This is a genomic window from Microbacterium sp. SL62 (genome assembly GCF_026672635.1).
In the GTDB taxonomy this organism is placed as follows: Bacteria; Actinomycetota; Actinomycetes; order Actinomycetales; family Microbacteriaceae; genus Microbacterium; species Microbacterium testaceum_A.
Genome location: NZ_JAPPRM010000001.1, coordinates 2,746,179 through 2,770,915 on the forward strand (window position 1 = coordinate 2,746,179; position 24,737 = coordinate 2,770,915).

22 protein-coding genes, 1 tRNA gene and 1 pseudogene are annotated in these 24,737 nt (G+C 71.0%); 5 read left to right on the forward strand and 19 right to left on the reverse strand.

The window, feature by feature from the left end; all coding sequences use genetic code 11:
* Window positions 1-185: 185 nt before the first annotated feature.
* A complete protein-coding gene (locus tag OVA26_RS13140) occupies window positions 186-719 on the forward strand; it encodes a methylated-DNA--[protein]-cysteine S-methyltransferase (protein ID WP_268104367.1) in 534 nt (177 codons plus the stop codon).
* Window positions 720-781: 62 nt separating this feature from the next.
* On the opposite strand, the gene OVA26_RS13145 is transcribed toward OVA26_RS13140, so the two are convergent.
* Together OVA26_RS13145 and OVA26_RS13150 are read right to left on the reverse strand one after the other, a co-directional pair.
* Window positions 782-2,398, reverse strand: coding sequence for a solute symporter family protein (locus tag OVA26_RS13145; RefSeq protein ID WP_056229084.1), 1,617 nt, complete (start codon window positions 2,396-2,398; stop codon window positions 782-784).
* Entirely contained in the window at window positions 2,395-2,748 is a 354-nt protein-coding gene (locus tag OVA26_RS13150; protein ID WP_056229087.1) for a DUF485 domain-containing protein, read from the reverse strand. The genes OVA26_RS13145 and OVA26_RS13150 overlap by 4 nt, the downstream gene beginning before the upstream one ends.
* A 140-nt stretch (window positions 2,749-2,888) precedes the next feature.
* Here OVA26_RS13150 and OVA26_RS13155 point away from each other — a divergent pair, with 140 nt between their 5' ends.
* Together OVA26_RS13155 and OVA26_RS13160 are read left to right on the forward strand one after the other, a co-directional pair.
* Entirely contained in the window at window positions 2,889-3,740 is an 852-nt protein-coding gene (locus OVA26_RS13155) for a helix-turn-helix transcriptional regulator (RefSeq protein ID WP_268104368.1), read from the forward strand.
* 115 nt (window positions 3,741-3,855) lie between these two features.
* Window positions 3,856-4,143, forward strand: a complete 288-nt coding sequence (locus OVA26_RS13160; protein ID WP_056229095.1) for a Fe-S cluster assembly protein HesB — start codon at window positions 3,856-3,858, stop codon at window positions 4,141-4,143.
* Window positions 4,144-4,236: 93 nt separating this feature from the next.
* Here OVA26_RS13160 and OVA26_RS13165 read toward each other — a convergent pair whose 3' ends face one another.
* From OVA26_RS13165 to paaA, 7 genes are read right to left on the reverse strand one after another with little or no spacing between them, the layout of a single operon-like run.
* A complete protein-coding gene (locus tag OVA26_RS13165) occupies window positions 4,237-4,983 on the reverse strand; it encodes a hypothetical protein (RefSeq protein ID WP_268104370.1) in 747 nt (248 codons plus the stop codon).
* 37 nt (window positions 4,984-5,020) lie between these two features.
* Window positions 5,021-5,791: an enoyl-CoA hydratase/isomerase family protein gene (locus OVA26_RS13170; RefSeq protein ID WP_268104931.1), complete on the reverse strand. Its 771-nt coding sequence runs from the start codon at window positions 5,789-5,791 to the stop codon at window positions 5,021-5,023.
* A gap of 5 nt (window positions 5,792-5,796) precedes the next feature.
* The gene (paaE, locus tag OVA26_RS13175; protein WP_268104371.1) at window positions 5,797-6,933 is read right to left on the reverse strand and encodes a 1,2-phenylacetyl-CoA epoxidase subunit PaaE; all 1,137 of its coding nucleotides are present in this window, start codon (window positions 6,931-6,933) and stop codon (window positions 5,797-5,799) included.
* The gene (paaD, locus tag OVA26_RS13180) at window positions 6,933-7,418 is read right to left on the reverse strand and encodes a 1,2-phenylacetyl-CoA epoxidase subunit PaaD (RefSeq protein ID WP_268104372.1); all 486 of its coding nucleotides are present in this window, start codon (window positions 7,416-7,418) and stop codon (window positions 6,933-6,935) included. Before paaD ends, paaE begins: the two co-directional genes overlap by 1 nt.
* Complete coding sequence (gene paaC / locus OVA26_RS13185; RefSeq protein WP_442786061.1) at window positions 7,412-8,299, reverse strand: 1,2-phenylacetyl-CoA epoxidase subunit PaaC; 888 nt, start codon at window positions 8,297-8,299, stop codon at window positions 7,412-7,414. Before paaC ends, paaD begins: the two co-directional genes overlap by 7 nt.
* Entirely contained in the window at window positions 8,296-8,601 is a 306-nt protein-coding gene (gene paaB, locus OVA26_RS13190; protein ID WP_055838158.1) for a 1,2-phenylacetyl-CoA epoxidase subunit PaaB, read from the reverse strand. The genes paaC and paaB overlap by 4 nt, the downstream gene beginning before the upstream one ends.
* Window positions 8,601-9,572: a 1,2-phenylacetyl-CoA epoxidase subunit PaaA gene (paaA, locus tag OVA26_RS13195; RefSeq protein ID WP_056229826.1), complete on the reverse strand. Its 972-nt coding sequence runs from the start codon at window positions 9,570-9,572 to the stop codon at window positions 8,601-8,603. Before paaA ends, paaB begins: the two co-directional genes overlap by 1 nt.
* 105 nt (window positions 9,573-9,677) lie before the next feature.
* On the opposite strand from paaA, the gene OVA26_RS13200 reads away from it, so the two are divergent.
* Entirely contained in the window at window positions 9,678-10,340 is a 663-nt protein-coding gene (locus OVA26_RS13200) for an HAD family hydrolase (protein WP_268104375.1), read from the forward strand.
* 142 nt (window positions 10,341-10,482) lie between these two features.
* Here OVA26_RS13200 and paaK read toward each other — a convergent pair whose 3' ends face one another.
* From paaK to OVA26_RS13240, 8 genes are all read right to left on the reverse strand, one after another.
* Window positions 10,483-11,793 (reverse strand): phenylacetate--CoA ligase PaaK, encoded by a 1,311-nt coding sequence (gene paaK / locus OVA26_RS13205; protein WP_268104376.1) that lies wholly within the window; start codon window positions 11,791-11,793, stop codon window positions 10,483-10,485.
* The gene (paaI, locus tag OVA26_RS13210) at window positions 11,790-12,278 is read right to left on the reverse strand and encodes a hydroxyphenylacetyl-CoA thioesterase PaaI (RefSeq protein WP_082450557.1); all 489 of its coding nucleotides are present in this window, start codon (window positions 12,276-12,278) and stop codon (window positions 11,790-11,792) included. The genes paaK and paaI overlap by 4 nt, the downstream gene beginning before the upstream one ends.
* The gene (paaZ, locus tag OVA26_RS13215) at window positions 12,275-14,332 is read right to left on the reverse strand and encodes a phenylacetic acid degradation bifunctional protein PaaZ (protein WP_268104377.1); all 2,058 of its coding nucleotides are present in this window, start codon (window positions 14,330-14,332) and stop codon (window positions 12,275-12,277) included. Before paaZ ends, paaI begins: the two co-directional genes overlap by 4 nt.
* Entirely contained in the window at window positions 14,329-15,255 is a 927-nt protein-coding gene (locus OVA26_RS13220; protein ID WP_442786062.1) for a 3-hydroxyacyl-CoA dehydrogenase family protein, read from the reverse strand. Before OVA26_RS13220 ends, paaZ begins: the two co-directional genes overlap by 4 nt.
* Window positions 15,252-15,989, reverse strand: coding sequence for an enoyl-CoA hydratase/isomerase family protein (locus OVA26_RS13225; RefSeq protein ID WP_268104378.1), 738 nt, complete (start codon window positions 15,987-15,989; stop codon window positions 15,252-15,254). Before OVA26_RS13225 ends, OVA26_RS13220 begins: the two co-directional genes overlap by 4 nt.
* The gene (locus OVA26_RS13230; protein WP_268104379.1) at window positions 15,982-17,172 is read right to left on the reverse strand and encodes a thiolase family protein; all 1,191 of its coding nucleotides are present in this window, start codon (window positions 17,170-17,172) and stop codon (window positions 15,982-15,984) included. The genes OVA26_RS13225 and OVA26_RS13230 overlap by 8 nt, the downstream gene beginning before the upstream one ends.
* A gap of 222 nt (window positions 17,173-17,394) precedes the next feature.
* Window positions 17,395-17,467: transfer RNA gene (locus tag OVA26_RS13235), tRNA-Arg, on the reverse strand.
* 14 nt (window positions 17,468-17,481) lie between these two features.
* Entirely contained in the window at window positions 17,482-18,246 is a 765-nt protein-coding gene (locus tag OVA26_RS13240; RefSeq protein WP_268104380.1) for an NRDE family protein, read from the reverse strand.
* Between the two features lie 193 nt (window positions 18,247-18,439).
* Here OVA26_RS13240 and coaBC point away from each other — a divergent pair.
* Window positions 18,440-19,649 (forward strand): annotated as a pseudogene (gene coaBC, locus OVA26_RS13245) (bifunctional phosphopantothenoylcysteine decarboxylase/phosphopantothenate--cysteine ligase CoaBC).
* A gap of 101 nt (window positions 19,650-19,750) precedes the next feature.
* Here coaBC and OVA26_RS13250 read toward each other — a convergent pair.
* Both OVA26_RS13250 and OVA26_RS13255 read right to left on the reverse strand, forming a co-directional pair.
* Complete coding sequence (locus OVA26_RS13250) at window positions 19,751-21,133, reverse strand: DUF2510 domain-containing protein (protein ID WP_268104382.1); 1,383 nt, start codon at window positions 21,131-21,133, stop codon at window positions 19,751-19,753.
* Between the two features lie 64 nt (window positions 21,134-21,197).
* Window positions 21,198-24,707: an error-prone DNA polymerase gene (locus OVA26_RS13255; RefSeq protein WP_268104383.1), complete on the reverse strand. Its 3,510-nt coding sequence runs from the start codon at window positions 24,705-24,707 to the stop codon at window positions 21,198-21,200.
* Between the last annotated feature and the right edge of the window lie 30 nt (window positions 24,708-24,737).

A 24,737-nucleotide genomic window follows, 5' to 3' on the forward strand; every position in this document is an offset into this window, starting at 1 on the left:
CTCGCCACACACCTGTCAGACTAAGCCGGGCAGTGCGGGATCGTGCGCAGCGGGCCCGAGTTTCGCGGTAATCGGCAACACGCCGCGCCACCGGCTCTTCCTCCCCAGGTAGGGAGTCGGCGAGATCCTCCCCCTTCGCGCGCGATCTCGGCGCACGCCCCGGGCACGGTCATGAGGATGAGCGCATGAACAGAGTCACCAGCACCGAATACGACAGCCCCGTCGGGCCGATCCTGCTGACCTTCGTCGACGACGCCCTCGTGCGTCTAAATGTGGCCCTCGACGGTCTCGAGCTCGCGCGCGCCGAGATCGCGCACCGTCTCGGGGTCGTCCCCGAGCACCATCAGCCCACGGACCACCCCCTGGTCTCGCAGCTCGAGGAGTACTTCGACGGGACGCGACGGGCCTTCGATGTCGCCCTCGACTGGCGCTTGGCCCGCGGATTCACCCGCGCTGCGCTCGAGGCCACCCTCGAGATTCCCTACGGCGAAGTCGCCTCGTACGGCGAGGTGTCGATGATGGCCGGGGCCCCGCGAGCAGCCCGCGCGGTGGGAACGGCGTGCGCGTCGTCGCCGTTCTCGATCGTCGTCCCGGTGCACCGGGTCGTCCGCGCCGACGGCTCGATCGGCGAATACGGCGGCCACCCCGAGGTGAAGGAATACCTGCTCTCGCTCGAGAGCGACGTGATCCTCGGCGAGACCCTGCGCGCCTCGGCCTGAACGCCCCGGGCGCCGCGCGCGACGATGCCCGGCCTCGCGATGCGGGACCGGGCATCGATCAGTCAGTGATTCGAGGCCTTCTCGGCGCCGTAACCGGTGAGGGAGCGGACGTCCATCTCAGCGGCCTTGCGCGGATCCTCCGGCGTCCGCGACGTGACGGACCCGAGCCACCCGAGGAAGAACCCGAGCGGAATCGACACGATGCCGGGGTTGTTCAGCGGCCAGATCGCCACACCCGTGTTGGCGAACACGCTCGTCGCGGTCCCCCAGAACACCGGCGAGAGGAAGATCAGCACCAGGGCCGATCCCAGACCGCCGTACATGCTCCAGACGGCACCGCGAGTGGTGAAGCGGCGCCAGAAAAGCGAGAAGAGGATCGTCGGCAGGTTCGCCGACGCCGCGACCGCGAAGGCCAGCGCCACGAGGAACGCGACGTTCTGCCCCTGCACGCCGATGCCGCCGAGGATCGCGAGCACGCCGATCACGATGACCGTGCGCCGCGCGACCTTGACCTCGCCGTCAGGCGGGACGTCGCCCTTCTTCACGACGTTCGCGTAGATGTCGTGCGCGAACGACGCGGCCGCCGTGATCGTGAGGCCGGCCACCACCGCCAGGATCGTCGCGAACGCCACCGCCGAGATGAACCCGAGCAGGAGCGGCCCGCCGAGAGCCAGGGCGAGCAGCGGCGCCGCCGCGTTCACTCCCCCGGGCGCGGCGAGGATCGTCTCGGATCCGACCATCGCACCGGCGCCGTAGCCCAGGACGAGGGTGAGGATGTAGAACAGACCGATCAGCCAGATGGCCCACACCACCGAGCGACGCGCCTCTTTCGCGGTCGGCACGGTGTAGAAGCGCATCAGCACGTGCGGCAGACCCGCGGTGCCGAGCACCAGGGCCAGCGCGAGCGAGATGAAGTCCCAGGGGTTCTTGCCGTACTGCAGGCCCGGCGCAAGGACGGCATCACCCTTGGGAGAGGCCGCCACCGCGCTCTCGAGGAGCGTGTTGAGGTTGAAGCCGTTGATCGCCAGCACCCAGACCGTCATGACGATCGCGCCGCCGATCAGCAGGAACGCCTTGACGATCTGCACCCAGGTGGTGCCCTTCATGCCGCCGATGAGGACGTACACGATCATCAGGATGCCGACCACCGCGACGACGATCGACTGCCCGACGCGCTCGGTGATGCCCAGCAGCAGCGACACCAGGCCACCGGCTCCGGCCATCTGCGCGAGCAGATAGAAGAAGCAGACGGCCAGCGTGGTGATGGCCGCGGCCATGCGCACCGGCCGCTCCTTCAGACGGAACGACAGCACGTCGGCCATCGTGAACTTGCCGGTGTTGCGCATCAGCTCGGCGACGAGAAGCAGCGCGACGAGCCACGCGACGAGGAACCCGATGGAGTAAAGGAAGCCGTCGTAGCCGTTGATGGCGATGGCGCCGACGATACCGAGGAAGGAGGCCGCTGACAGATAGTCGCCGGCGATCGCGAACCCGTTCTGCGGTCCGGTGAACGAGCGGCCCGCGGCGTAGTAGTCGGCCGCGGTCTTGCTGTTGCGGCTGGCCCGGATGACGATGAACAGGGTCACGGCGACGAACGCCCCGAAGATCGAGATGTTCAGCACCGGGTTGTTCTCGACCGTCTGCACGGCCGCCTCGATGCTGGCGAAGACGTCGTTCATGCGCGGCCCCCGTCAGCTCGCTCGAGCTCGACCCGCAACGCCTCGGCCCCCGGGTCGAGGCGGCGGTTGGCATACGCGACGTAGCCCATGGTGATGGCGAACGTGGTGACGAACTGGCCGAGCCCCAGCACGAGCCCCACCGTGATGGCTCCCGAAACCGGCTGCGCCATGAACTCCGGCGCGAACGACGACAGCAGAACGTAGACGAAGTACCAGACGAGGAACGCCACCGCGAGGGGGAAGACGAAGCTGCGTTGCCGCTTCTTCAACTCCCGGAACGGGGCGGACTCCTCGACCGCGATGTAGTCGACGCCGCCCTTGTGGGCTTCGTCGATGCGACGGTCCGTCATGTGGCCTCCTTGCCTCATGAGTGCGACGCAACGCTGCGTCGAACGGCGGAAAAGTCCGGGTCGGCCGCTGCTTCCCCGGTGATAGGGTCGACGCTACGAAACGCGGCGACGAAGCCGTCACCCCCGGAAGTAGGTAGTGCGTGAGTGCACCCTCCACACTTCGAGACGATGCAACCCTCGTGTCGCACGCGGTCGCCGAGCTCGCGCGCCGTACGCACTTCCCCGTCGCCTTCGGCGGGTTGGAGCACGACGGCGCCGTCCACGTCAGCACGATCGTCGGCGCCCGCACGCGCAGCATCGAGGGCCTCGTCGTCCACGCGTCGCGGGGTCTCGGTGGTCGCGCCCTCGTGGAGCGGCGCCCACGCATGACGCTGGACTACCGCACGTCTCGCTCGATCACCCACGACTACGACCGCGCCATCCTCGGCGAGGGGATCGCCACGCTGTTCGCCGTCCCCGTCCTCGTCAGCGGAGCGGCTCGCGGAGTCCTGTACTGCGGATCGTGGGCGCAGGCCCCGGTCGGAGACGTCGAGGCGCGCCCCGCCTTCGACGTCGCCGGCGAGCTCGGCACCGAGCTCCGCGTGCGCGCCGAGGTCGAGCGGCGACTGGCCTCGGCCCCCGGCCCCGAGAACGGACTCGGCGCCGGAGCGCGCGAGGAGATCCGAGAGAGCTACGCCCAGCTACGCAGCATCGCGGCGAGGGTGTCCGACGACGAGGTGCGCCGTCGCCTCGAAGACGTCGAAGCGCGTCTCGCCGCCCTCACCGGAGACGCCGGCGACACGGCATCCGATTCCGAGGTGCACCTGTCCCGTCGCGAGATCGACGTGCTCGCGTGCGCCGCGGTGGGGTCGACGAACGGCGAGATCGCGGCATCGCTGCACCTGCGCGAGACCACGGTCAAGTCGTATCTCGCCTCGGCGATGTCGAAGCTCGACGCCTCCACGCGTCACGCGGCGGTGACGCGGGCGCGGCGCGCCGGCCTGCTGCCCTGAGTCCGGTCGAGAGGCCGGTGGGAAAACCCTGGCAATGACGGCCTGAGCTTGAGCGCGGCTCGGATTCTCGGCATCGTGGCTGACTCCTGTCGTCGATCAGAGAAGGAGAGTCACCATGCTGACGCTCACCGAAGAGGCCACGACCGCCGTGAAGACCATCACCGCCCAGTTCCCGGATGCCGCCCAGGGCGGCGTCCGCATCGAAGGCGCGGGATCCCCCGAGTCGCAGTTCGCGCTCTCGGTCGTGGATGGCCCCCAGCCCGACGACGCCGTCGTGGAGAACGCCGGAGCGCGTGTCTTTCTCGACAGCGACGCCGCCGCCGTCCTCGACGACCGCGTGCTCGACGCGCAGATCGACCCCGAACAGGGCTCGGTGCAGTTCGCGGTGACCAGCGCCGCGTGACGCGCTGACGCTGTCGAACGATGCCCCGGCCGCGTGCCGGGGCATCGTCGCGTGCGGCGGGGGTGGCGCATGGGCGGGGCGGATGCCGAGACCTCAGCCCTCGAAGACCACGACCTCGTCGTTCGCGGCGTCGTAGACGAACTGCAGGGCGGTGCCGGCGGGCAGGTCGCCGTTGCGCAATTCGGGGGTGCCTTCGCTCAGGAGCATCGTCGCGGTGGGCGGGAACAGCCCGGCCCCACAGGAGGGCATGAGGTACTGGCCGTCATAGGACGTGCCGTCACCCAGCTCCTGCAGCAGCGCGGGTTGCCAGACGGTCATGCACTTCGACCCTCCTTCCCCGGCGTCGAACGAGGCGTACACGGCGACGCGGAAGCCCTCGAACTCCGCGTACGACGTGACGCCGCTCGACACTCCCCGCGTGAACGAGCTCGGCGGGCGGAAGCCCGGATCCGGCGCGAGTCGGGCGACCTGGGTCGCGCCCACCTGCAGAGGGTCGGTCTGCACGCGCTGCACGAGGACGAGCGCGGTCCCCGCGCAGACGACGACCAGGGCCGCCGCGGTCAGCAGGATCGTCGTGGAACGCCGCAGGCGCGGCATCCGGAACCTCCGTCGCGGCGGGTCGGGTACCGGGTCCGGCCCCTCATCCGCGCTGTCCTCGATCGGCGCCCCCTCCACATCCGGCGGCGCCGACCCGGAAGCGGAGGTCGAGGAGGAGCCGTCGCGGCTCTCGAGCTCGATCAAGCGCCCGAGGGCCTCGGGATCGTCGGCGATGTCGCCGCCCGGCGCGTACGCCCGGCGGCGGAGGGCGGACAATTCGTCATCATCGTCGATGCGCGGCATCTCCCGATTCAAGCAGGGTCTGCCCCGCGGCCGCGGTTCACCGCCCCGTGAACTCCGGACGGCGCTTGGCCTGGAAGGCGGCGAACCCCTCGCGGTAGTCGTCCGTGGCGGCCAGGGCCGCCTGGGCGCGGTTCTCGAGCGCCATCGCGTCCCACAGGCCCAGGCGCTCGACGCGGATCGCGCTCACGATGCGCTTGCTCACGCCGAAGGCCTGCGTCGGACCGGCCGCGGCCGAGAGGGCCGCCGAGGACGCGGCATCCGGAAGCTCATCCGCCGGGAAAGCGCGCGAGAAGAGTCCGGCACGAACGGCCTCGGCACCCGACATCAGCCGCCCCGTGTAGATGAGGTCGAGCGTGGCGTGAGCGCCGAGGCGCTCGACGAACAGCGCGTGACCGCCGGAATCGAGGGTCGCCCCGAGGGCGGCGAAGGGTGAGCCGATCTTCGCGGTGTCGGCGACGTAGACGACGTCGGTGGCGATCAGCAGACCGAGTCCCACGCCGAGGCAGGCGCCGTGCGCGACGCCGAACGTGGGTGCGGGGAACATCGCCATGCGGCGCAGCAGCGGGGTCAGCATGTCATCGAGGTAGCCGCCGACGTCGTCGGTCGCGGGATCGACGCCCGAGATGTCGCGGCCGGCGCAGAACGAGGGCCCCTCTCCGCGCAGCAGCACGGCGCGGGCGCCGTCGGCCTCGGCGCGGTCGTACGCGGCGGCGAGCTCGCGCAGGTCGTTGAGGCCGAGGGCGTTGCGGCGGGAGGGCGCGTTCAGCACGATCTCGGCGACGCCCTCGTCGAAGCGGTAGTCGATCATCGCGCTCACCCGTCGTAGTCGACGCGGACGGCGTCGGTGCTCGGGTGCGACTGACAGGTGAGGACGTATCCGCGCTCGATCTCGTCGGGCTCGAGGGCGTAGTTCTCGGTCATCGTCACGGCGCCCTCGATCACGCGGGCGCGGCAGGTTCCGCACACCCCACCCGCGCACGCGAACGGCACATCGGGGCGCACGCGGAGCGCGGCCGCGAGAATCGTCTCGTTCGCCGCGACCGGGCTGTCGACCGACGCCGACTGTCCGTCGAGGGTGAAGTCGATGCGGCGCACGGGTTCGTCCTGGCGCAGGCGCACCGGGCGCGCTCCCCCGGCCTGCGCGGGGGCGTCGCCGTCTCCCGCGGTGAACAGCTCGAACCGCACGCGCTCGCGCGGTACGCCGACCTCGGCGAGCACCTCGCGGCACAGCTCGACGAGGGCGAACGGGCCGCACAGGAACCACTCGTCGACGGATGCCGGATCGATGAGCCGCGAGAGGATCAGCCGCAGCCGCTCGTCGTCGATGCGCCCTGAGAACACGGGCGCAGCGCGCTGCTCGCGCGACAGCACGTGATGGAGCGTCAGGCGCGACGGATACCGGTCCTTCAGGTCGGCGAGCTCGTCGACGAACATCACGTCGGTCGACGACCGGTTGGCGTACACGATGGTCATGCGGCTGTCGGCGGAGCGCTCGAGCACGTCGGCGGCGAGCGCCATGATCGGGGTGATGCCCGAGCCCGCGGCGATCGCGACGACGTGGCCCGTGGCCGTCGAGGCCTTCGAGACGAAGGTGCCCTGGGGGCTCATCACGTCGACCTCGTCGCCGGGGCGCAGGCCCTCGTGCGCCCAGGTCGAGAAGCGCCCGTCGGGGTCGCGCTTGATGCCCACGCTGATCGAGCCGGGCGCCGGCGGCCGGCAGATCGAGTACGAGCGGCGCAGCTCCTCGCCGTCGATACGGGCGCGGAGCGCGACGTACTGCCCGGGCGCGTAGTCGAATGCGTCCGCGAGGTCGTCGGGCACCGCGAAGGTCACCTCGATCGCGGTCGGGGTGAGGGGGCGCACGTCGGCGACGCGGAGGGTGTGGAAGCGGGCGCGGGCGCGCGGGGTTCCGGGTGTGGCGGCCGGGTTCACGGCATCCGTCATCGTCATCAGAGGACCTTGAAGTGGTCGAAGGGTTCGAGGCACGCGCGGCACTCCCAGTGCGACTTGCACGAGGTGGAGCCGAAGCGCGAGACCTCGCGGGTGTCGAGGGATCCGCAGCGGGGGCACGCGACGCTGAGCTTCACGCGGATGGGTCCCGCGGGCGCGCGGCCGGTCGGCGGGGCGATGCCGTACTCGGTGAGCTTGCGCTTGCCGTCGTCGCTCATCCAGTCGGTCGTCCACGCGGGGGTCAGCGTCGTCTTCACCACGGCGTGGTCGAAGCCGGCCGAGGTCAGCGCGAGCACGATGTCGTCGCGGATCGCGTCGACCGCGGGGCAGCCCGAGTAGGTCGGGGTGATCGTGACGGTCACGGTGTCGCCGTCGAGGCGCACGTCGCGGAGCACCCCGAGGTCGTCGATCGTGAGCACGGGCACCTCGGGGTCGACGACGGCCGCGACGACCTCGCGCGCGTGCGCGAGTGTCGCGGTCACCATGTCGCCCCCGGATGCCGGCGGGCCAGCACCTGCATCTCGGCGAGCAACGGCCCGAACGAGGGATGGTGGGCACCCCGGCGACCCCCCGCGGATGAACCGGGGATCGAGGGCACGGGAACGTCCTCTTCGGCCAGAACGGCGGCGAGCACGTCGTCGACGCGACCGCGCAGCGACGACGGGCGCACGGCGATTCCGTCGAGCCGCTCGTGCAGCGGCTCGTCGCGGAACAGTTCGTCGAGATAGGGCCACACGTCGTCGAGGGCGACGAGGAAGCGTCGACGCGACTCGTCGGTGCCGCCGGCGAGACGCAGCGTCCACTGCACCGCGTGGTCGCGGTGGTAGTCGACCTCTTTCTCGGCCTTCGCCGCGACCGCCGAGATCACCGGATCGGCGGATGCCGTGAGGTCGCGGTACAGCTCGAGCAGGTACGCGGATGCCAGGAGCTGACGGGCGATCGTGTGGGCGAAGTCGCCGTTCGGGAGCTCGAACAGCCAGGCGCTGCGGAAGTCGGGCTCGTCGCGCCAGTACGCGAGGTCGTCCTCGCTGCGGCCGTCGTACGACCCCGCGTAGCGCAGGAGCGAGCGGGCGTGGCCGAGCAGGTCGAGGGCGATGTTGCCGAGCGCGACGTCTTCTTCGAGCTCGGGGGCACGGGCGATCCAGCCGCAGAGGTTCTGCGACAGGATCAGGGCGTCGTCGCCGAGCTGCAGGGCGTAGGCGGCGACGTCGGGGTCGGTCGCGCGGCCCTCTCCCCCGGCGAGCTCGGCCGACAGCTCGCGCGCGTCGAGCGAGACGTCGCCGTGCGGATCGTCGCCGTGCGGGGGATCAGGGGCTTCGACGGGCTCAGCCGCCGGCGCTGCACCGTGGTCGGTCCAGGTGCTCACAGGTGCGGCACCCCCTCGGAGGCGGTGTAGTACACCGCGTGCCGGTAGTTCTTTCCCGCGGGCGACTCGAAGAACGCGCCCTTGGCTCCCGGGTCGCTCGTGGTCACGGCATCCGAGGGCACGACCCACACCGACACGCCCTCACCGCGACGGGTGTAGAGGTCGCGGGCGTTGCGCACCGCGAGCTCGGCATCGGGGGCGTGGAGCGAGCCCACGTGCACGTGGCTCAGACCGCGGTTCGCGCGCACGAAGACCTCCCACAGCGGCCAGGTCTCGGCGGGGCTGCCGCCGGGGGTGGCCATCAGGCCGCCGCCGTCTCGGTACGGGCGGCGCTCTTCTTCGCGGCATAGGCCGCCGCGGCCTCGCGCACCCAGGCGCCCTCTTCGTGCGCGGCGCGACGGTTCTGCAGACGCTGGCGGTTGAGCGGCCCTCGACCGGCGAGCACCTCGTGGAACTCGGTCCAGTCGATCTCGCCCATGTCGTACTGGCCGGTCTCGTCGTTGAAACGCAGCTCGGGGTCGGGCAGGGTCACGCCCAGCACCGCGGCCTGCGGCACGAGCATCGAGACGAACCGCTGGCGCAGATCGTCGTTGCTGAAACGCTTGATGTTCCACGCCATCGACTGTGCCGAGTTGGGCGAGTCGTCGTCGGGGGGTCCGAACATCATGAGGCTCGGCCAGTACCACCGGTCCACGGCATCCTGAGCCATCTGCCGCTGCTCGTCGGTGCCCTGCATGAGCGTCAGCAGGATCTCGAATCCCTGGCGCTGGTGGAACGACTCCTCCTTGCAGACGCGCACCATCGCGCGTCCGTACGGTCCGTACGAGGCGCGGCACAGGGGCACCTGGTTGCAGATCGCGGCGCCGTCGACGAGCCAGCCGATCGCCCCCATGTCGGCCCACGTCGGGGTCGGGTAGTTGAAGATCGACGAGTACCGCGCCTTGCCGTCGACCAGTTGCTGCGTCATCTCGTCGCGCGTGATGCCGAGGGTCTGCGCGGCGGAGTACAGGTAGAGCCCGTGACCGGCCTCGTCCTGCACCTTGGCGAGCAGGATCGACTTGCGCTTGAGGCTCGGGGCGCGCGTGATCCACGCCCCCTCGGGCTGCATTCCGATGATCTCCGAGTGCGCGTGCTGCGAGATCTGGCGGATGAGCGTGCGTCGGTAGCCGTCGGGCATCCAGTCGCGCGGCTCGATGCGTCCGTCGGCCTCGATGAGGGCGTCGAACATCGCCTCGCCGTCGAGGGCCTCCGTCGTGGGGGCGGTCATCGTCATCGTCGACTCCTTTTACAGACCGATCGTTCAGTAAAACTGTAGCGGAGGGCGCGAGGGACTGCAACGGGCGTGCACCCGCGGCACCGAACGTGTGTCGTGGAGGACATGGCAGACACCGCGATCTTCGACGTCGACGGCACCCTCGTCGACACCAACTACCAGCACGCCCTCGCGTGGTACCGCTCGTTCCTGCGGCACGACATCGTGCTGCCGATCTGGCGGATCCACCGCGCCATCGGCATGGGCGGGGATCAGCTCGTCGCGTCCCTCACCAGCGACGACGTCGAGCGCGAGCACGGCGAGGCCTTGCGGACGGCGTGGACCGAGGAGTTCGACCCCCTCATCGACGAGGTGAAACCCTTCGAGGGAGCGCACGACCTTCTCGCGGAGGTGAAGAGGCGTGGGTTCCAGATCGTCCTCGCCAGCTCCGGCAAGAGCGATCATGTCGAGCACTTCCTCGACCTCGTCGAAGCTCGCGAACTCGCCGACGCCTGGACCACCTCCGACGACGTCGAGGCGAGCAAGCCCGCGCCCGACCTCGTTCAGACGGCACTCGATCGCGTGCCGGGTTCGCGCGGCATCATGATCGGGGACTCCCCCTGGGACGCGATCGCCGCTCGGAAGGCCGGCATCTCCACGATCGCCGTGCGCACGGGTGGCTTCTCTCCGGAAGAGCTTCGGGATGCCGGAGCCGTTCGCGTGTTCGACAGCCTCCGCGATCTCATCGACGGACTCGACGAGACGCCGCTCGCCCGCCCGGAGGCCTGAGACGCCCCGCGTCCGCGCCGCGTCGGCGAGACCGAACGCGTTTGTCGAGGACGCACCAGATGGCCACCGAACGTGTGCGTCCTCGACGAAGCGGTGCGTCCTCAGCGCACGGGCGGGGCGGCCACACTCGATCGCCGGGACGTCAGCGCAGGTCGTACACGCGCTTGTACTTGCCCTCGCTGCGCGGCAGCACGCCGGGCTCCTCGACGCGCACGTCGACGGTCGTGCCGATCAGCACCTTGATGCGCTGCTGCAGCACGACGCCCGCGGCCTCGCACACCTCGCGGTCGAGGGCCGGATGCCGCTCGATGCGCACGGTCATGGCATCCATTCGTCCCTCGCGACGCAGCTCGAGCACGAAGTGCGGGGTGAGCTTCTCGATGCCCAGCACGATCTCCTCGATCTGCGTGGGGAAGAGGTTCACCCCGCGCAGGATGATCATGTCGTCGTTGCGGCCGGTGATCTTCTCGATGCGCCGCATCGCCGGGAACGCCGAGCCGGGCTGCAGCCGGGTGAGGTCGCGGGTGCGATAGCGGATGACCGGGAACGCCTCCTTCGTGAGCGAGGTGAACACCAGCTCGCCGAGCTCGCCGTCGCCGACGGGCTCTCCGCTGTCGCCGTCGATCGTCTCGGGGAGGAAGTGGTCTTCCCAGATGTGCGGACCGTCCTTCGTCAGGGCGCTCTCGGATGCCACGCCCGGACCCATCACCTCGCTCAGGCCGTAGATGTCGACCGCGACGAGGTCGAGGCGACGCTCGATCTCGTGGCGCATCTCGTTGGTCCACGGCTCGGCACCGAGCACCGCGACCCTCAGCGAGGTCGACCGCGGGTCGACGCCGGCGGACTCCAGCGCGTCGGCGATCGTCAGGAGGTAGCTGGGCGTGCAGAGAATGGCATCCGGCTCGAAGTCCTGGATGAGCTGCGCCTGCCGCGCGGTCTGCCCGCCCGACATGGGGATGACGGTCGCGCCGAGGCGCTCGATCCCCGCGTGGGCTCCGAGACCGCCGGTGAACAGGCCGTAGCCGTAGGCGTTGTGCACGCGATCCCCGGCGCGGATGCCGGCAGCACTCAGCGACCGCGCGACGAGATCGGCCCACCGGTCGAGGTCGCCCGCGGTGTAGCCGACGACGGTGGGGCGCCCGGTCGTACCCGACGACGCGTGGATGCGGCGGACGTCGGCCATCGGCACCGCGAACATGCCGAAGGGGTAGGTCTCGCGCAGATCGGCCTTGGTCGTGAAGGGCAGCAGGCGGATGTCGTCGAGGCTGCGGATGTCGTCGGGGTGAACGCCGGCCTCGTCGAATTTGCGTCGGTAGAGCGCGACGTTCTCGTAGGCGTGGCGGACGGTCCACTGCAGCCGTTCGAGCTGCAGCGCGCGCAGGCTCTCGAGCGGGATCGCGGTCGGATCGACGGATGCCAGGAAGTCGGGGCGCGATGCGGCGGTCAGGGTCATCGGGACACCTCCGTGGTCGTGAGCGCCTCGTCGCGCTCGGGGGCGGGGTCGTGGGGTGCGCGGCGGCTGGCGGCTTCGACGGGCTCAGCCTCCGGCGGCCGCCGGTCGGTCGTGATGCTGCGGCCGCGCACCTCGGCGACGAGGTCGCCCGTCTCATCGGTCACGCGGATGTCGTACAGGCCCGTCCGCCCGCTCCGCGCGCGACGGGCGGCCGTCGCGGTGAGCGTCTGCCCCGCCGTCGTCGACTTCAAGAACGTGATGTCGGCGCCCCCGGCGACCGTGACCCGCTCGTCTTCGTTGCACGCGATCGCGAAGGCCGTGTCGGCGAGGGTGAACACGAGCCCGCCGTGGGTGATGGCGAAGCCGTTGAGCATGTCGTCGCGCACGGTCATCGACACGCGGGACTCCCCCGGCGCGTCGTGCTCGACGACCATGCCGAGCATGCGCGAGGCGTTGTCGTTGCGCATCATCGGCCGCAGGCTCATGCGAGCACCCCCTCCGACCGAGGAGCGGGCGCCCACGTCTTGGCCACGAGCGTGAGCACGTCGTATTGCGCGACGAGCTCGTCGTTCTGGTTGCGGATCACGGCATCCCAGCGCACCTCGCCGTACTCGTCGGTCTCGCGCGGGGTGATCTGCTTCGCCGTCAGGGCGACGCGGATGCGGTCACCGGGTGAGACGGGAGTGACGAAGCGCAGGTTCTCGAGCCCCGAGTTCGCCAGCACCGGGCCGGGCGCGGGGTCGACGAAGAGGCCGGCCGCCCACGACACGAGCAGGTATCCGTGCGCGACGCGGCCCGGGAAGAAGGGGTTCGCCGCCGCCGACTCCTCGTCCATGTGCGCGTAGAACGTGTCGCCGGTGAATCTCGCGAACACCTCGATGTCGTCGAGGGTGACCTCGCGTTCGGCCGATTCCACGGCATCCCCGATTCGGAGGTCCAAGAGGGGCTTGCGGAACGGATGCGTCCCGGCGGAGTCGGTCTCGGCTCCCGGGTGCCACACCCCGGTCAACGCGGTGAGCATGCGGGGCGAGCCCTGGATCGCGGTGCGCTGCATGGAGTGGAGCACTGAGCGGATGCCGCCGAGCTCCTCACCGCCGCCGGCGCGGCCGGGTCCGCCGTGCACGAGGTGCGGCACGGGGGCGCCGTGTCCGGTCGAGGTGCGGGCGTCGTCACGGTCGAGGAAGAGCACGCGGCCGTTCATCGCGCCCATGCGGGTGAGCAGCTCGGTCGCGACGTCGGGGTCGTGGGTGGCGACGCTGGTGACGAGCGATCCCCCGCCGCGGCCCACGATGGTCGCGGCCTCGGCGACGTCGGCGTACTCGACAATGCTCGCGACCGGTCCGAACGCCTCGATGTCGTTGACGGCCGGGGTCGCGGCATCCGCGAAGGCCAGCAGCATCGGCTGCAGGAACGCGCCATCGGTAGGAGCACCCTCGGGCGTCTCCGCGGATCCCACCACGAAGCGCCCACCCGCATCGGTGAGGGCGCGCACCTGGCGCAGCACCTCGTCGCGCTGCTCGAGGGAGACGACCGGCCCCATCGTCACGCCCTCGGCGCGTGGGTCGCCGATGACCACGCGCTCGGCGATCTTGTCGCGCAGCGCCTGGGCCACGGCATCCGTCATGCCCGTCGGCACGATCGCGCGGCGGATCGCCGTGCACTTCTGACCCGCCTTGGTCGTGAGTTCGACCAGCAGTTGCTTGACGTAGGCGTCGAACTCGGGGGTGCCGGGGGTGGCGTCGGGGCCGAGGATCGAGGCGTTGATCGAGTCGGTCTCGCTCGTGAACCGCACGCCGGGCTTCGCCTGGGCGCGCAGGCGCTCGGCGGTCGAGGCACTGCCGGTGAACCCGACGGTGTCGCCGAGGTCGAGCAGGTCGAACAGGCCCGGGACGCTTCCGCTCACCAGCTGCAGCGAGCCCTCGGGCAGCAGGCCGGTCTCGACGACCATGCGCACCCACGCCTCGGCGACATAGGCCGTCGGGGTTGCGGGCTTGACAATCGTGGGGAGCCCGGCGAGGAAGGCCGGAGCGAACTTCTCGAGCGCGCCCCACATCGGGAAGTTGAAGGCGTTGATCTGCACCGCGACGCCCGGCAGGCGCGTGTAGACGTGCCGGCCGAGGAACGAGCCGTCCTTCGACAGGGGCTCGATCGGTCCGTCGAGCACGACCTTCCCGGCGGGCAGCTCGCGCCGCGCCTTCGACGAGAAGGTGAACAACACGCCGATGCCGCCATCGATGTCGCTGAGCGAGTCGCGGCGGGTCGAGCCGGAGCGCGCCGAGAGGGCGTAGAGCTCTTCGCGACGCTCGTTCAGCGCGATCGCGAGGTTCTTCAGCACCATCGCGCGCTGGTGGAAGGTGAGGGCACCGAGGCTCTTCTGGCCGGTGGTGCGCGCGTAGGCGACCGCGCCCGCGAGATCGAGTCCGCGCGTGCTGACGCGAACGATCTCCTCCCCCGTCGAGGCGTCACGCACGATCGCCGCGTCGGAGTCGCTTTCGGGTGCCCACCAGGCGCCGTTCACGTAGCTGGGGAGGAAGGTCATGAGGCGCTCCATTCGTAGAATCCGCGGCCGGTCTTGCGGCCCAGGTGCCCCTCGGCGACGAGGTCGCGCAGCAAAGCGGGCGGGGTGAAACGCGCGCCGAAAGCGCGCTCGAGTTCTTCGGCGATGCCGAGGCGCACGTCGAGCCCGACGATGTCGGTGGTGCGCAGGGGTCCCATCGGATGCCGGTAGCCCAGCTCCATCGCCGTGTCGATGTCGTGCGCGGTGGCGACACCCTCCTCGAGCATGCGGATCGCCTCGAGCCCGAGCGCGACCCCCAGCCGGCTCGACGCGAAGCCCGGCGCATCGCGCACGACGACCGCGGCCTTGCCGATCGCCTCGACCCAGTGCGTCGCCCGCGTGACGACCGCGGCGGCGGTGCGCTCGCCGGTCACCACCTCGACGAGGGCCGAAGCAGGCACGGGGTTGAAGAAGTGCAGCCCGAGAAATCTGTCGGGCCGGGCGAGCGAGGCGGCGAGCGCGTCGATCGAGATGGAGGAGGTGTTGGATGCCACGACCGCGTCGTCCTGCACAGCCCCCTCGATCCGCGCGAGGGCGTCGCGCTTGAGGTCGCGATCCTCGGGCACGGCCTCGATCACGAGGCCCGCCTCGGCGAATGCATCCCCGTCGACTCCGGTGGTGAGGGTGTCGGCATCCGGAATCTGCGTTCCGCGCTCGGCCGAGCGGGCCAGGGCGGTCTCGACGCGCTCCCGTGCCTGGGCGGCGGCGGCCTCGTCGCGCTCGACGACGTGCACGCGGGAGCCGGCGAGCAGGAAGGCGTGCGCGATCCCCGCACCCATGCGGCCTCCGCCGAGCACGCCGACGACGGCGGGGACGGATGCCGTGGCTCCGGCGGGAGCGGCGGCTGTGTCGGTCGCGGCCGTGGCGGCGGCGCGGGTGCGAGACGTGGTCTCGGGAAGGGTCACTTCTTCTTCCTCTCGAGGAACGCGGTCATGCGGGCGCGCTTGTCGGCGCTGTCGAAAAGCTCGGCCTGCAGCTCACCGTCGATCGCGGGGTGCTCGGCGCGAGGCGCGAGCAGCGCGCGCTTGGTGAGGATCGTCGCGCGCGCCGAGTTCGCGGCGATGCGGTCGGCGACCGCGTGCGCGGCGGCGAGCAGGTCGTCGGGCTCGTGCACGCTCGACAGCAGCCCCCAGGCGAGGGCCTCGTCGGCGTCGATCACGCGCGCGGTGAGCAGCAGCTCGCTCGCGCGGGCGTGGCCGACGATCTCGGGCAGACGCCATGACGCACCCGCGGCGGCGATGATGCCGAGGCCCGGCTCGGGATTGCCGAAGCGCACGCGGGGGGTGCCGAGGCGGATGTCGGCCGCGTACGCGAGTTCGGCTCCCCCGCCGAGGGCGAAGCCGTCGACCGCGGCGATCACAGGCATCGGGAGGTGCCGGATGCGATCGAACACCGTCGCGTTGATGCCGCGTCGCGCGTCGTCTCCCGTGCGCTCGCGCAGCTGGGCGATGTCGGCTCCCGCGGCGAAGACACCGCCCGCGCCGATGAGGATGAGGGTGCGCGGGTTCGCCTCGAGCTCGGCGCACAGGGCGTGCAGCTCGTCGACCATGGCCTGGTCGATCGCGTTGCGCACCTCGGGGCGGTCGAGGGTGGCGACGACGCGGTCGGCGGTGGCATCGATGCGGATGGTTTCAGCCATCGACCCGCTCCACGATCATCGCGGTGCCCTGGCCGACGCCGACGCACATCGTCGCGAGGCCGTACCGCGCGCCCTCGCGCTCGAGCCGGCCGAGCAGGGTCACGATGAGCCGCGAGCCGCTCGAGCCCAGCGGATGCCCCAGCGCGATCGCCCCGCCGTCGGCGTTGACGATCTCGGGGTCGAGCCCGAGGCGCCGCACGCACGCGAGCGACTGCGAGGCGAACGCCTCGTTGAGTTCGACGGCGCCGAGGTCGGATGCCGAGAGCCCGGCCTTCGCGAGGGCTTTCTCGGTCGCGGGCACGGGGCCGAGGCCCATGATCTGGGGGGCGAGAGCCGCGGAGGCGTGCGCCACGATCCTCGCGCGCGGCCGGAGTCCGTAGCGCTCGACAGCCTCGGCGCTCGCGACGACGAGGGCCGAGGCCCCGTCGTTGAGCGAGCTGGAGTTGCCCGCGGTGACGACCTCGCCGTCCCTCACGACCGGCTTGAGCTTCGCGAGCACGTCGAGCGAGGTGTCACGGCGCGGTCCCTCGTCGCTGTCGACGATGCCCCGGCCGGTGTCGACGGCGACGATCTCGCTCGCGAAGCGACCAGCATCCTGGGCCGCGATCGCGCGCTCGTGGCTGCGCAGGGCGAAGGCATCGGCATCCGCCCGCGAGATCCCGTCGAGGCGCGCGACCTCTTCGGCCGTTTCGGGCATCGAGAACGTGGCCTTCGCGCGCGCGGCGAGGCGTGGATTGGTGAAGCGCCAGCCGATCGAGGTGTCGAATACCGCCCCGGGCTTCGCCCAGGCCTTCTCGGGCTTCGCCTGCACCCAGGGCGCGCGGGTCATCGACTCGACGCCGCCGGCCACGACGAGGTCGGCGTCCCCCGCGCGCACGGCCTGCGCGGCGAGCGCGATCGCGCTCATTCCCGAGGCGCAGAGGCGGTTGACGGTCAGACCGGGGATGCTGTCGGGCAGCCCCGCGAGCAGCACGGCCATGCGGGCGACGTTGCGGTTGTCCTCCCCCGCCTGGTTCGCAGCACCGAGGATCACCTCGTCGATCGCCTCGCCGGGGACGCCCGCGCGGGCCACCGCCTCGGCCACGACGAGGGCCGCGAGATCGTCGGGACGAACGGATGCCAGCGCCCCGCCGTACCGACCGACCGGGGTGCGCGCACCGCCGATGAGAAACGCGTCCGCCATCGTCTTCCTCTCCCCCGCCGACTTTGGCGGGGCCCGTCCACCTCGCCTGCGAGGTTTTCCGACCGATCGTTCAGTAATCATGCCACGGCGGTACGCGGGGAGGCAACGCCGAGACGGACGTCGTCGGAATCACGGCACGTCGGACGCTGCCGGAGCGACGTCGCGCGCGGGGCGCGTCGCGCCGAGCGCAGAAGAAGGCGCGACGCAGTCATCGCGATGGAGTGCCCCCGACAGGATTCGAACCTGCGACGCCCGCGTTAGGAGTGCGGCGCTCTATCCCCTGAGCTACGGAGGCGGGATCGTCCCAGCCTACTGCGGCGCTTCGACCCGGGCGGTTCGGTCGGCGCCCGTCAGCGGCGTGCGCTCCCGCAGCGCCGCGACCAGACCGTCGTCCCATCGCCCCGGCTCGGCGAGGGTCGCTTCGCGCACGTCCATGCCGTCGGGCCCGATGCTCACCGCACAGACCAGGAGCGACTCGAGGACGAGCCCGTCGTGGGCATCCCGCCGCAGGATCGACGACTCGGGCTCGTGCGTCGCCTTCTCGATCACGCCGAGCCACGGCATCCACCAGTCCGAGCCGGCCGCCGGGCCGGCCGCGCGGAACGCCTCGAGCCACCGCGCGATGCGCGGGGTTCCCGGGTCGTCGACCGCGTGGTGGGCGACCATGTGCGTGCCCGGGGCGAGTGCGGTGCGACGCGAGACCACGCCGTCCCACTCCACGAGGTGCGCACCCGCGGCATCCACCTCGACGAGGTTGAACCCCCGCGTGGCGGGACGATCCGGGATGCCGACCCCCACCGCATCGAGGGGAACACCGCCCCGGCTGACGAGGCCGTCGTCGGGACGGTCGGACAGGTCTTCGCGATTGAGCAGAACCGCGAGCCGGTGAGCGGCCGGGTCGAGGGCCAGCCACGCTCCTCCGGCGCGGTCATCGCGCACGCCCAGGACACCGTCGCGCTCGGGCCACCAGGCACCGATGCCCCGCCAGGGGCGGTCGCGGTCCTCATCGCGGACGGCGAGCACCCGCACGGGCTCACCGGGACTCGCGGGAACGTCGATCACGACCGTGCACATTCCGACAACGCTACCCGCGCGAGGCCCGGACGGGGCGGGCCGCGGACGCCCCGTGCGGCGGCCCGGGTCCGTCACGAGAACAGGCCGCGCGACGGGAACAGGCCGTTCGGCGTCGGAACCGCCTGTTCTCGTCGCTCCCCCTGTTCTCATCGCACCACCCCCGTCGCGGACGCCGACCTGGAAGACTGGGACGATGTTCGTCGTCGTGGGAGTGACCGGGGGCATCGCCGCCTACAAGACCGTGAGCCTCGTGCGCCTGCTCGTGAAGGCGGGGCACGACGTGCACGTGATCCCGACCGCGGACGCCCTGCGTTTCGTCGGCCTGCCCACGTGGGAGGCCCTCAGTCGCAACCCCGTGACGACCTCGGTGCACGATGACGTCGCGCGTGTCCGGCACGTCGCGCTGGGCCAGTCCGCCGACCTGGTGATCGTCGCCCCCGCCACCGCGAACACGCTCGCGGCGATGACGGCGGGGCTGGCGTCCGACCTGCTCGGCACGACTCTCCTCGCGACGACCGCTCCGGTCGTCGTCGCCCCGGCCATGCACACCGAGATGTGGCGGCACCCGGCCACCGCGCACAACATGGACGTCCTGCGCTCTCGCGGCGTGCACGTGGTCGGACCGGCCGACGGCGTGCTCACGGGCGGCGACTCGGGCCCCGGGCGCATGTCGGAGCCCGAAGAGATCGTGGCCGCGGCCCTGGGTCTCGTCGGACGCCCGCGCGACCTCGAGGGGCTTTCGATCGTCGTGAGCGCCGGGGGGACGCGCGAGCCCATCGACCCCGTGCGGTTCCTCGGGAACCGCTCGAGTGGTCGGCAGGGCGTGGCGATCGCACGGGCCGCCGCGGACCGGGGCGCGCGTGACGCTCGTCGCCGCGCACCTCGACGCGGACGTGCGTCCCGACCCTCGCGTCGAAGTGATCGCCGCCGGGACCGCTGACGAGTTGGGACGGGCGATGGATGCCGTAGCCCCCGACGCCGATGTGATCGTCATGGCCGCGGCTGTCGCCGACTACTCCGTCGCCGCGGTGTCGGAACACAAGCTCCGGAAGCAGGACTCCCCCGGCGGCCTTACGCTCAAGTTGCGCGAGAACCGCGACATCCTCGCGGGACTCGCGACCGCCCGCCGCCCCGGGCAGACGATCGTCGGGTTCGCGGCCGAGACCGTGGCCGACGACGCGGAGCTGCGGGAACGCGCTCGCGCGAAGGCGGCGCGAAAGGGCGTCGATCTGCTGGCGGCCAATGCCGTGGGCTGGACGCGCGGGTTCGAATCGTCTGAGAACGCCCTCACCATCGTGGATGCCACGGGTGACGTGCTCGCGACGGTCGCGGGATCCAAGGATGACGCGGCTCACGCGCTCCTCGACGCGGTCCTGACCGTGCGCGCGTCGATGCGCCACTGACGACGCGTGACTGTCGCCGCGCGACTAACAACGCGGGGCGCAAGACGCACGACGGACTTCGAACGTGGCCGGGCGGGCACCAGGGGCGCCCGCCCGACGATTCAGTAGCCGAAACTGGTGGAGAAGTCGTTGATGAGAGCTGACATCTGCGCGATGAGCACGACGATCCAGACGATGAAGCCGATCACCACGGCGAGGTTGACAGCGACAGCGGCCCAGATCGGACCGAGGCCCGAGCCGGTGCGGCGACGCAGGATCACACCGCGACCGATGATGTACACAAGGCCCGAGCCGATGACCAGCACGAAGAAGCTGAAGGCCCAGTGGAACGGACGATCGACACCGCGTGCGCGCAACTGACGCCAGTCGAGGAAGGCGAACAGAACCGTGAGCGCCGAGACGACGATGCTCACCACCGACGTCACGACGGTGATCAGCGCGGTCGCGGCGTTCGTGCCGGCCATCGACGCCGGGCCGGAGTCGTAGGAGTACACGCCGGCGTAGAAGGCATCACGGAAGTACGACGACCAGTCGAAGATCACGACTCCGAGCAGGCTGAGCACCGGCAGGAAGACCATGAGCCACACCCACACGGTGTTGGTCTTGATGTCGCGGCGAGGGGCGGCGGTGTCGTACGACACCGGGGGTGCGCTCGGGTAACCCGGGCCCGCGGCGTAGCCGGCTCCGGCCGCGCCGGCGGTGTACGCCGGAGCGGAGGGATACGACGGAGCGGAGGACGAAGCCGGTGCGCCCGGGAAGGCCGGGGCCGACGTGTAGGCCGGGGCTGCCGGCGGAGCGACGGGGGCGGTGGGCGGAGCCGCGGGGGCTGCGGGCGGAGCCACGGGCGGCACGCCCGCGCCGGCGGCTGCCCCGGCGGCGGAGTACGCCGAATCCGGAACCGCCGAGGGCGCGGAGCCGGACGACGCCGAGCCGTGCGACGCCGAGCCGTGCGAGGCGGACTCGGACGCTGCGGAGTCATGCGACGGGGACTCGTACGCGGCAGAGTCGTGCGCGACAGAGTCGTGCGCGGCTGAGTTGTGCGCGGCAGAGTCGTACGGAGCCGGCTCGTGTGGAGCAGGGGCCGCCGGCTCGGAGGCGGTGAGCGGAGCGGCCGCATCGTGCGCGCCGTCATGGCCGTGCGTGTCGTGGCTGTCCGCACCGCCCGCAGCGTACGCCGACGGGGTGTCGAGCGACGGAGTGCCCTCGTGCGCCGAAGCGTCGGCCGACGCTCCCTCGTGCGCCGCGCCTGCGGGGTGCTCCTGCGGGTCGAGGCTCGACGAGATGTCGTACGACGACCCTTCGGTGGCCGCGGAGCCCTGGTCCGCCGAGCTGTCGCCGGGTCGCGGCGCAGCGTCGTGCGTCTGTGCGGATTCCGTGGCGGAGCGCACCTCGTCGGTCCAGCCGGTGCCGTTCCAGCGGCGCAGACCGCCGCCTCCGGCGGGGTCGGGATACCAGCCGTCGGGCGGAGTGGGAGTGTCGGTCATGTCGTTTCCCCTGTCAGGTGCGGAACCGGGCGAGATGGCCCGAGTCTAGTGATGGCGTCCGACGTCATCGGAAGTCTCGCGACGCGTGGGACACTCCCACGCGCAGATCGGTGAATCCGTCGGCGACCACGTTGGTCACTCCCTCGACCGAGCGCTCGAGCATCCCGCGCACGATGAGAGCGGGTGATTCGCGCGCGACGCGGCGGTATCTGTTCCACACGCCGACCGAGCAGATGATGTTCATCAGGCCGTGTTCGTCTTCGAGGTTGAGGAACGTGATCCCGGATGCCGTGGCCGGCCGCTGTCGGTGCGTCACGAGCCCCGCCACCTCGATGCGCCGGTCGGTCTCGAAGGTGCGGAGCTCACGCGAGGTCAGCACCCCGCGGGCATCGAGCGCGGCCCGGAAATGGGTGAGCGGATGGTCGTCCGCCGACAGGCCCGTGGCCCACAGGTCGGATGCGAGGATCTCGTAGCTCGACGGGTCGGTGAATAGAGGAGGCTGGACGGCCACCAGGGAGTCGGGGAGGAACTCCGGACGGTCGAGGGCGGCCGACCCCGACAACCAGATCGCCTCGCGTCTCGTGTGCCCGAGGCAGTCGAACGCTCCCGCCGTGGCGAGGGCTTCGAGCTGAGCCGTGACCAATCCCGTCCGCCGCACGAGGTCGCGCAGGTCGCGGTAGTCTCCGCCGTTCTCTCGCTCGTCGACGATGCGCGCGGCGACCTTGGCTCCGATTCCGGTGACGCCGGCCAGCCCGAGACGCACGGCGAAACCCCCGTCGCGGCGATGGGCGAGCGTCTCATCGGCCTCGGCGGGGTCGAACTCTCCCGTCGGCGGCTGGATCGCGTGAGCACACGCCTCGAGCCCGGTCGCCGGCCTCCTCGCCCGCCGCGGCGCCGAACCCGGTGATGCGGACCCCGCGGCATCCGCCCCTCTCGCCGTCCCCGCGGCATCCGTCCGCTCCGATCCCCTCTCGCTGTCCGTGTCGTCCACGGGTTCGAGGGTCGCCTCGACCCCCGAGCGCAGCAGATCGGGCCGACGTACCTGCACCCCGTGCCGGCGGGCATCGGCGGTGAGTGTGGCGGGCGAGTAGAACCCCATGGGCTGTGCGCGCAGGAGCCCGGCGAGGAAGGCGGCCGGGTAGTGCAGCTTGATCCATGAGCTGGCGTAGACCAGAAGAGCGAACGACAGCGAATGCGACTCTGCGAAACCGAAGTTCGCGAAGGCCTGGATCTTGGCGTAGAGCTCGTCGGCGACCTGCCCCACCAGGCCGTTCTCGGCCATGCCCGCGTAGAGCGTCTCCCGCAAGGAGTCGATCCGCTCCAGTCCACGCTTGGATCCCATGGCGCGACGCAGCAGATCGGCGTCTTCGGCGGAGCAGTTGCCGATGGCCACGGCCATCTGCATGAGTTGTTCTTGGAACACCGGTACTCCCATCGTGCGTGAGAGCACCGGCTCGAGCTTGGGGTGCACGTAGGTGATCGGCTCCTGGCCGAGCTTGCGGCGCACGAACGGGTGGACGGCCCCGCCCTGGATCGGGCCGGGGCGGATGAGGGCGATCTGCACCACGAGGTCATAGAACGTGCGGGGCTGCAACCGGGGCAGAAGACCCATCTGCGCGCGCGACTCCACCTGGAACACCCCGATCGAATCCGCACGGCAGAGCATGTCGTACACCGCCTTCTCTTCCTTCGGCAGAGTCGACAGTTCCCACTCCTCCCCCGTGGCGTCGCGGATCAGGTCGAAGCAGTACTGCAGGGCCGCGAGCATGCCGAGGCCCAGGAGGTCGAACTTGACCAGCCCCATCCACGCGGCATCGTCCTTGTCCCACTGGATCACCGTGCGGTTCTCCATCCGCGCGTGCTCGATGGGGACGACCTCGCCCACCGGGCGGTCGGTGAGCACCATTCCCCCGGAGTGGATGCCGAGGTGTCGCGGCGCCTTCAACAGCTCCGACGCGAACTCGATGACCTGGTCGGGGATGTCGTGATCGGCTCCGCTCTCGAGGGTGGCTCCCCACCGCTCGACCTGCTTCGACCAGGCATCCTGCTGGCCCGGGGAGTGCCCGAGCGCACGGGCCATGTCGCGCACGGCGTTCTTCGGGCGGTACTGGATCACGTTCGCGACCTGCGCCGCTCGTTCACGCCCGTATTCGCCGTAGACCCACTGGATGATCTCTTCGCGACGGTCGGAGTCGAAGTCGACGTCGATGTCGGGCTCTTCGTCGCGCAGGCTCGAGAGGAACCGCTCGAACGGCAGCTTGTAAAAGATCGAGTCGACGGCGGTGATGTCGAGCAGGTAGCAGACGGCGCTGTTGGCCGCCGACCCCCGCCCCTGACACAGGATGCCGCGCCGCCGCGCCTCGGCCACGATGCCGTAGACGATGAGGAAGTAGCCCGGGAAGTCCTTCATCTCGATGACCTCGAGCTCGCGTTCGATGCGTCGCCGGTCGTCGTCGGACAGATTTGGGTACTTGCGCGGTACGGCCGCCCAGACCAGGTGCCGCAGCCACGACATGGGCGTGTGCCCCTCGGGCACCTTCTGCTTCGGCAGGGCGGGCTTGGCCCGACGCAACGGAAAAGCGATCTCATCGGCGAGCTCGACCGTGCGCGCCACCGCTCCCGGGTAGCGCCGGAACCGCGCCGCCATCTCGACCCCCGAACGCAGATGCGCCCCGGCATGGGAGGGGAGCCAGCCGTCGAGCTCGTCGAGGCCCCGGTTCGCCCGCACCGCGGCGACGGCGGCGGCCAACAGCTCCTTCTGCGGAGCGGCGTAGTGCACGTTGTTGGTGGCGAGGATCGGCAACCCTCGCTCGGCGGCGAGCGCGGCCAGGACGTCGTTGCGGCGCGAGTCGAGCGGATCGCCGTGATCCATCAGCTCGACATAGACCGCCTCGGCGCCGAACAGGTCGACGAGGGTGTCGAGTTCACGCGCGGCTCCGGCCGGACCCTCGAAGGCGAGGGCCTGGCGTACCGCCCCCTTGCGGCATCCGGTGAGCACCGCCCACTGCGGGTCGCCCGGTCCCCCGGCTCGTTCGGCGAGGTCTTCGAGGTCGTAGACCGGCCGGCCCTTCTCTGCACCGGTCAGCTGGGCGTGGGTGATGGCGGCGGCGAGGCGGTGATAACCATCTTCCTGGCGGGCGAGGACGAGCAGGTGCGAGCCGGTCGGGTCCGCCTCCCCGTTCTGGGGGCCGGGGAGCCCGAGCGACAACTCCGCGCCGAAGACGGTGTTCACGGCCCGCTGTTCGGCCGCCTCGGCGAATCGTACGATGCCGTAGAAGCCGTCGTGGTCGGTGAGGGCGAGGGCGTGCAACCCCAAGCGCTCGGCCTCTTCGACGAGTTCTTCGGGTGAGGACGCGCCGTCGAGGAACGAGTAGGACGAGTGCGCGTGGAGCTCGGCGTAGGGCACCGTATCGGTGGGCCGCTCGATCGAGGGCGGTACGTAGGCTCCGCGTTTGTGCGACCAGGCGGGGCTGTCACCGCCGTCGCCGTTCGGCGGTGCGCCGGTGGGTCTGCGGGCGTCGCTGAGCACGCGCTCGAGCTCGGACCACTTCACGGGAGGGTTGGTCCATCCCATCAGCGCGACCCCTTCTGCGGACCGGGGGTG

What these genes read in the sequence shown, in the direction of transcription:
- OVA26_RS13140 (WP_268104367.1), top strand. Translation starts at nt 186, where the DNA reads ATGAACAGAGTCACCAGCACCGAATACGACAGCCCCGTCGGGCCGATC.
- OVA26_RS13145 (WP_056229084.1), bottom strand. Translation starts at nt 2,398, where the DNA reads ATGAACGACGTCTTCGCCAGCATCGAGGCGGCCGTGCAGACGGTCGAG.
- OVA26_RS13150 (WP_056229087.1), bottom strand. Translation starts at nt 2,748, where the DNA reads ATGACGGACCGTCGCATCGACGAAGCCCACAAGGGCGGCGTCGACTAC.
- OVA26_RS13160 (WP_056229095.1), top strand. Translation starts at nt 3,856, where the DNA reads ATGCTGACGCTCACCGAAGAGGCCACGACCGCCGTGAAGACCATCACC.
- OVA26_RS13165 (WP_268104370.1), bottom strand. Translation starts at nt 4,983, where the DNA reads ATGCCGCGCATCGACGATGATGACGAATTGTCCGCCCTCCGCCGCCGG.
- OVA26_RS13170 (WP_268104931.1), bottom strand. Translation starts at nt 5,791, where the DNA reads ATGATCGACTACCGCTTCGACGAGGGCGTCGCCGAGATCGTGCTGAAC.
- paaE (WP_268104371.1), bottom strand. Translation starts at nt 6,933, where the DNA reads ATGACGATGACGGATGCCGTGAACCCGGCCGCCACACCCGGAACCCCG.
- paaD (WP_268104372.1), bottom strand. Translation starts at nt 7,418, where the DNA reads ATGGTGACCGCGACACTCGCGCACGCGCGCGAGGTCGTCGCGGCCGTC.
- paaB (WP_055838158.1), bottom strand. Translation starts at nt 8,601, where the DNA reads ATGGCCACCCCCGGCGGCAGCCCCGCCGAGACCTGGCCGCTGTGGGAG.
- paaA (WP_056229826.1), bottom strand. Translation starts at nt 9,572, where the DNA reads ATGACGATGACCGCCCCCACGACGGAGGCCCTCGACGGCGAGGCGATG.
- OVA26_RS13200 (WP_268104375.1), top strand. Translation starts at nt 9,678, where the DNA reads ATGGCAGACACCGCGATCTTCGACGTCGACGGCACCCTCGTCGACACC.
- paaK (WP_268104376.1), bottom strand. Translation starts at nt 11,793, where the DNA reads ATGACCCTGACCGCCGCATCGCGCCCCGACTTCCTGGCATCCGTCGAT.
- paaI (WP_082450557.1), bottom strand. Translation starts at nt 12,278, where the DNA reads ATGAGCCTGCGGCCGATGATGCGCAACGACAACGCCTCGCGCATGCTC.
- paaZ (WP_268104377.1), bottom strand. Translation starts at nt 14,332, where the DNA reads ATGACCTTCCTCCCCAGCTACGTGAACGGCGCCTGGTGGGCACCCGAA.
- OVA26_RS13225 (WP_268104378.1), bottom strand. Translation starts at nt 15,989, where the DNA reads ATGGCTGAAACCATCCGCATCGATGCCACCGCCGACCGCGTCGTCGCC.
- OVA26_RS13230 (WP_268104379.1), bottom strand. Translation starts at nt 17,172, where the DNA reads ATGGCGGACGCGTTTCTCATCGGCGGTGCGCGCACCCCGGTCGGTCGG.
- OVA26_RS13240 (WP_268104380.1), bottom strand. Translation starts at nt 18,246, where the DNA reads ATGTGCACGGTCGTGATCGACGTTCCCGCGAGTCCCGGTGAGCCCGTG.
- OVA26_RS13250 (WP_268104382.1), bottom strand. Translation starts at nt 21,133, where the DNA reads ATGACCGACACTCCCACTCCGCCCGACGGCTGGTATCCCGACCCCGCC.
- OVA26_RS13255 (WP_268104383.1), bottom strand. Translation starts at nt 24,707, where the DNA reads ATGGGATGGACCAACCCTCCCGTGAAGTGGTCCGAGCTCGAGCGCGTG.